The organism is Kitasatospora putterlickiae, from assembly GCF_039527695.1.
Taxonomy (GTDB): Bacteria; Actinomycetota; Actinomycetes; order Streptomycetales; family Streptomycetaceae; genus Kitasatospora; species Kitasatospora putterlickiae.
Genome location: NZ_BAAAKJ010000281.1, coordinates 11,728 through 17,392 on the forward strand (window position 1 = coordinate 11,728; position 5,665 = coordinate 17,392).

General features: G+C 74.9%; 4 protein-coding genes. All 4 read right to left on the minus strand.

All coding sequences use genetic code 11. The features are described from left to right. Nucleotides 1-14: 14 nt before the first annotated feature. The 4 genes from ABD308_RS27580 to ABD308_RS27595 all read right to left on the minus strand — a co-directional run bounded on the left by ABD308_RS27580 (nucleotide 15) and on the right by ABD308_RS27595 (nucleotide 5,084). Nucleotides 15-1,184, minus strand: a complete 1,170-nt coding sequence (locus tag ABD308_RS27580) for a serine hydrolase domain-containing protein (protein ID WP_425554860.1) — start codon at nucleotides 1,182-1,184, stop codon at nucleotides 15-17. Between the two features lie 313 nt (nucleotides 1,185-1,497). Then, on the minus strand, nucleotides 1,498-2,655 hold the full coding sequence (locus ABD308_RS27585; RefSeq protein WP_344339967.1) for a DUF6183 family protein: 1,158 nt from the start codon (nucleotides 2,653-2,655) through the stop codon (nucleotides 1,498-1,500). Between the two features lie 53 nt (nucleotides 2,656-2,708). Continuing rightward, a complete protein-coding gene (locus ABD308_RS27590) occupies nucleotides 2,709-3,197 on the minus strand; it encodes a hypothetical protein (RefSeq protein WP_344339969.1) in 489 nt (162 codons plus the stop codon). A gap of 6 nt (nucleotides 3,198-3,203) precedes the next feature. Further along, the gene (locus tag ABD308_RS27595) at nucleotides 3,204-5,084 is read right to left on the minus strand and encodes a hypothetical protein (RefSeq protein WP_344339971.1); all 1,881 of its coding nucleotides are present in this window, start codon (nucleotides 5,082-5,084) and stop codon (nucleotides 3,204-3,206) included. Between the last annotated feature and the right edge of the window lie 581 nt (nucleotides 5,085-5,665).

Genomic DNA, 5,665 nt, shown 5'->3' on the forward strand with positions numbered 1-5,665 from the left:
CACCCGGGGGACGGTCAGCGGCAGAGCACCGCGTCCACCGCCTGGTCCATGTGCTTGCCGACCTCGGGGTCACCCGGGATCGTGGTCACGGCGGCGCTCACGGCGCGGCCGTCGTCGGTGGTGCCGCCGAAGGTCTCGTAGCCCGGGATCGCCCCGCCGTGCCCCCAGGAGAGCCCGCCGCAGGAGAGCGGGCGGCTGACCAGCCCGAGGCCGTAGCCGACCCCGGAGCCGAGCTGCTCGGCGGGGACGGTGGTGCGCATCTGGGCGAGCTGGGCCGCGGGCAGCAGACGGCCGCCGAGCAGCGCGCCGTAGAACCGGGTGAGATCGGTGTTGGTGGAGACCATCGCACCGGCCGCCCAGCCCCAGGAGGGGTCCAGCTCGGTGTAGTCGCGCAGCGACCCGTCCTCGACACGCTGATAGCCCTTGGGGTGGGCCTCGTGGATCGTCATGTCCCCGGGGCGGGGGAAGTAGGTGTGACGCAGGCCGATCCGGTCGATGACGCGCTTGGTGATCTCCTCGCCGATCGGGCGGCCGGTGACCTTCTGGATGATCATGCCCGCCAGCAGGTAGTTGGTGTTGTTGTACTCCCACTGGGCGCCGGGCGCGAAGTGGGCCTTCTGGACCAGCGCGGCGTCGAGGAGTTCGCGCGGCTCGAAGTACCGCTCGGGGTCGCCGAGGACGCCGTCCTTGTCCACGTACTCGGGCAGGCCGCTGGTGTGCTGGAGCAGCTGGCGGACCGTGATGTTCCGGCCGTCGAAGCCGTCACCGCGCACCAGGCCGGGCAGGTAGGTGTCCACGCTCGTGTCCAGGCCGACCTTGCCCTCGGCGACCAACTGCAGGACGACGACGGCGGTGAACACCTTGGTGTTGCTGCCGATCCTCACCTGCCCGTCGACCGGGACCTTGGCCTTGGTCGCCACGTCGCCGACACCGGCGGTGTAGGTGCGGGTGCGGCCGTCGCGGCCCTTGACGGTGGCGAGGGCGGCGGGTGCCCCGTCCTTCTGGACCAGGGCGTCGAGTCGCTGCTGCACGACGTCCGGCCGCGGTCCGGCGGAGGCCGTGGTGGCCGGTGCCAGGATGCCGGCCACCACGGCGGCGGCCACGGCGGTCACGGTCACCGCCGCCCCGCGCCGACGACCGCCGGGGCGGTTCGGGCGGTGGTGCTGCGAGGCATGTTCGTTCACGGGGAAGCCCCTCTGGGTAGGGCACCGGAGCTCTTCTCGGCGCCCCTCAAGAGGATCATCCGACGGTCCGTCAATCCGTCCGCGCGGAGGACGAAACCGCACCCGGGAACGTGCTCCAAGTCGGGGACGGGCGCGGGACCGTGCTCCCAGGGCCGTACGGCGCACGGCCCTGCCCTCCGCGCGCATCCGCGGCCGGGGCGAGGCGCGGCCGGAGGTGAGAATCGCTCTGCCCGCCCCGCTCCGGTGCTTCCCCACGCCAAAGCTCGCCGTCCCCGAGGCCGAGATCCGGTTGCGGCGCCAGTCGGCGGCGGAGTCAGTCGCTGGTGGTCGCGGCCAGGACGGCTAGCCGTCGGCCGTCCCGGGCCACGGCCAGCACGCCGAGGTCCCACACCACCCGGTGGAACCATGGGGTGGCGGCACCGAACCGGTACCAGGCACAGCCCCGGACGTGCTCCTCGACCTCGCCCGGCGACGCGTCCGCCGGCGCCCCGGCGAGCGCGGCGAGCGAGCGCCAGGCGTGGAGCCGGCCGTACGCGCCGAAGCGGCCGGACACGTACGCGCCGCCGGTGGAGGCCGCGGCGAACAGCACCTGCCAGACCTCGGCCGGCTCCGCGGCGACCACCCCGAAAGCGGTCTCCTGACCCGCCTCCGGCAGGTCGCCCAGCGCTGCCAGGCAGTCCAGGCCCAGCGAGACGAGGGCCACGGGCACCGCGGGCGGTTCGAGGGGCTCCGCGAAGGTGAAGGTCCGTGCCTCGAAACGGCCTTCCGTCTCCTCCGGATCCTCGGCCCAGTCCTCCACCGCCGTGGCCATCAAGGCGGCGGTGGCGACGGTCGTCGTCTCCACCGCCGGCGGCACCCCGACGTCCCGCCGGGGTGCCGGGTGACGGTCCTCCGGGTCCCAGTACGGCAGCCCGTAGCTGCTGCCGTCGACCGTGTAGTGCGGCAGGCCGGGTTCCCGTTCCACCACGGTCGTCGCCAGGGGCAGGGCTGCCAGGGGGTGGCCGCGCCAGTGCGGCGAGGCCGCCCACCCGGCGATGCCCGGGGTGTCCGCCACCGGGACGCCCCTGAGCACCAGTTCGTGGAGCAGACAGGCCCGCAGTTCCTCCGGGGCGGTTCCGTCGGCCGGACCGTCCTCGAACACCACGGCCAGGTCCGCGGGCTGCTGACAGGCGGCCAGCACCGAGGCCGCGTAGCGGTCGCGCTCCGCATCGTCCGGCCCGGCGGCGGCGAGCAGCCGCAGCAACTGACCGACGTGCCCGGGACCGCGCCTCACCGCGAGCAGCCGCACCAGCCGGTCGAAGAGCCCGTCGAACTCCGGTGCAGAGCCGTGCCGGCGGGCCAGGCCGATGCCGAGGTCCGCCACGAAGGCCGGCTCGCCGTGCTTGAGGCGGCGGGCGGCCAGCCTCTCCAGTGCCAGGGCGTTACGGCTGGTCAGCGGCTTCGCCAGGATCTTCGACAGCGCATCGTCCACGGCGGTGAGCATAGGTGGCCGCCGGTGCGTCGTCGCCCGGCTTTCCCGGCCCGTCAGTGCCCCGGTGCCCGGTCCCGGGCCATCGCCCGGGCCTCCCACGGCTCGAACTCGCCCCGGAAGACCCGGGACTCCTCCCAGGTCCCCTCCCCGGCGAGCGGGACGCCCAGCACCACATGGCCACCCTCCCGGGCCACCTCGACCTCGCCGCTCATGACGGCCCGCAGGAACTCCAGTACGAGGCAGGTCGGCACCCAGTCGAAGACGTAGGCTTCGAAGAAGACGCGGCAGGCGTGATACCCGTCCACCACCATGACGATGAACGACTCACCGGTCGGCGCCTCCAAGTGGAGGTCGATGAGCCGCGGCGGTTCGACCGGCACCACGTCCACCGACTCGAAGAGACCCGACGCCTCGACCTCGGCGACGAACGCGGCCGCGTCGGCCGGCGGCCAGGGCTCACCGGTCCGGAGGGAGTACTTGGCGTGGTGGCGGTTCGCCCGCCACTGGGCGGCGGCGTTCGCGATTGCCGACAGGATGCCCATCCGCGATCAGGCGGGGTCGGGGACGGGGGCGGCGAGGGCCGCGAGGTGGCGTTCGGCGGCGCGGAGTTTGCGGCCGTCGGGGCCCGGGAGGTAGGCGCGCAGTTCGATGATCTCCGGGGCGATCCGCAGGGCCTCGGCGCGGTCCGGGATCGCCCGCCAGCAGGCCTCGGCGTTGGTCGCCGCGTGCTGGGTCTCCGGGTGCTCGGCGCCGTGGGTGCGGAGCAGGGAGAGCGCGACCTCGCGGTAGATGTCCGCAGCCTCGGCCGGCCGCCCGGCGAGGCGGGAGACGTGGGCCCGGACCTGACGGACCTGCAGCACCGGGGCGGAGACCGGGCCGTGCTCGGCGATCGCCTCCAGTTCGAGGGCGAAGGCCAGGTCGGTGGCGGCGGCGTGATCGCCGGCGTCGGCACTGCGGACGATCCGGCCGATCACCTCGCGATAGTCGGCGCGGGGCTCGGAGAGTTCCGGGGCGGGCTCGGCGTCAGCGGGGACGGCTTCGGTGGGAGTGACCTCGGCGGGAACGGCTTCGGCGGGAGCGGCTTCGGCCGCCATCGCGGGCGCGACGGGTTCGGCGTCCGCGGGCGACGGCTCAACGACGGGCTCCGGGGCCGGCGGCTGCCAGGCGTGGGGCTTCCGCAGATCGACCGGGTGCGGCGGGAGCGGCGGGGTCGGCGGCACCCCGGGCTTGAGCAGGCTCACCGGGCCGTCCGAGGACTGCGCCGCAGCCGCCGGCTTGTCCAGGGTGACGGCCGGGCAGGGCTGCGGGACCGCGTCCTGCGGGACGGCGTCGCGCGGCGGCTCGTTCCACCGCCGGTCCTCCGGCCAGGGGGCGTCCTCCTGGACGGGGGCCGGGCGGGGCAGCACGGCGGCCGGGCTCGGCCCCTCGTACGGGACGGCGTCGGCGAACGGTCCGTCACCGCGCCGGGCGGTGTTGCGGAACACGGGGCGGTCCGGCGCGTGCGTGCTGAGCACGATCACGTCGGGGCGGAGCACCGAGTACACCTGCTGGCGCAACTGTTCCGGGGCCAGGACCGCCTCGGCGCCCGGTCGGCCGCCGTGCAGGGCCTCGATCAGCGCGCGGGTGAAGGTGCCGATCTGCTCCGGGTCCGGGCTGACCACGGCCCACAGCGGCAGGCCCTCGCCGAGTTGCGGGGTGGTGCCCTGGAGCAGCGGCCAGGCGTTCTGATCGGCGCTCAGGTCGGCGATCACCAGGGTCTGCCAGTCCGCCGGACGGTGCCGCAGTTCAGCGGCGATCGCCTGCCAGGCGAGGCCGTCCTGGCGGATACTGCCGGGCTTGGAGTCCCGCAGGGTGAGGTGGAGTTGGCCGCCGCGCTTGTCGGCGAGCAGATGACCGCCGAGGTGGACGAGCAGCGGTCCGGGGTGACGGGCGGCGGCCCGCAGGTGGGCGAGGACGGTGTGCGGGTCGCTGGCGCCGGGCAGGTGGACGGCGTCGACGGCGTCGGCGGCGAGCAGCACCTGCGGGGAGACGGCGGCGAGCATCGCGGACAGCACCGGAGCCTGCGCCGGGCCGCCTCGGCCCCAGGTACGGCGGCCGGAGATGCCGTAGCCGCCCTCGACGACCAGGATCCGGCCGCGCGGACCGCTCCCCAGGGCGCCCCCGATGCCGGGCAGGCCGTGCGCGGGGGTCGTGCCGGGGGCCGTGTACGGCGGCGGCGGGACGGCCGGTCCGCCGGGCAGGCCGCCCATCGCGGGCATACCGGTGACGGTCCATCCGGTGGACGGCGCGGGCGGCCCGGGCACCGGCCCAGGGGCGGGCGGCGGCTCGTACAGGGCGGCCGGGCCGGGCGGGTGCTCCTCGTAGGCGTCCCGGGGACCCGCGTCCGGTACGGGCTCGGGACCTCCGGGGACCACCTTCGTCTCCGCCATCTCCAGGTCACCGCCCCGCCCCGCCGCCCAGCGGCGTCTGCTGCCTCTAACCCCGCGTGGCGCCTGTCACCACACCGGTGTGCGCCACCCTACGAGATCCCGCCACACCCGATCCAGGCCGGGTCGGCCTTGCCCGGCATCTCACCACCACGCCCCATCAAAGCCCCTCCCCCCGACCGCCTTTCCACCCAGGCCCCGAAACCCCGGCTGGAACAACCCCAGCCCGGCAGGCTCACGACGGACCGATCATCCGGGCAGCTCCTTGCCAGCAACACCGCAGGTCATCAAGTATCGGCCCCGCACACGCGTGGGATGGGCTCGGCCCCCACGCATCGGTGACAGCCTCTCGGGCCGCAGCGCAGGTGAGCGACAACCATGTTCCCGAAGGCGGTGGAGTGGGAAGTCGGCCGGACCGACTTCCCACTCCGCCCCGAACCTCGACCGGCCGCTATGCCACCGCGCCGGGCCTCCCGACGTGCCTGAAGAGGCAACGCGGGAGCAGCGGGAACCCCCGCCCGTCGCGGCACCCGGCGCGCGAGTGCCCAGGGCCGGAGATACGGGCCGCCCCGGAGTGGGAAGTC

Excerpts from the sequence above, each read along its gene's own strand:
- ABD308_RS27595 (WP_344339971.1), bottom strand. The coding sequence starts at position 5,084 with ATGGCGGAGACGAAGGTGGTCCCCGGAGGTCCCGAGCCCGTACCGGAC.
- ABD308_RS27590 (WP_344339969.1), bottom strand. The coding sequence starts at position 3,197 with ATGGGCATCCTGTCGGCAATCGCGAACGCCGCCGCCCAGTGGCGGGCG.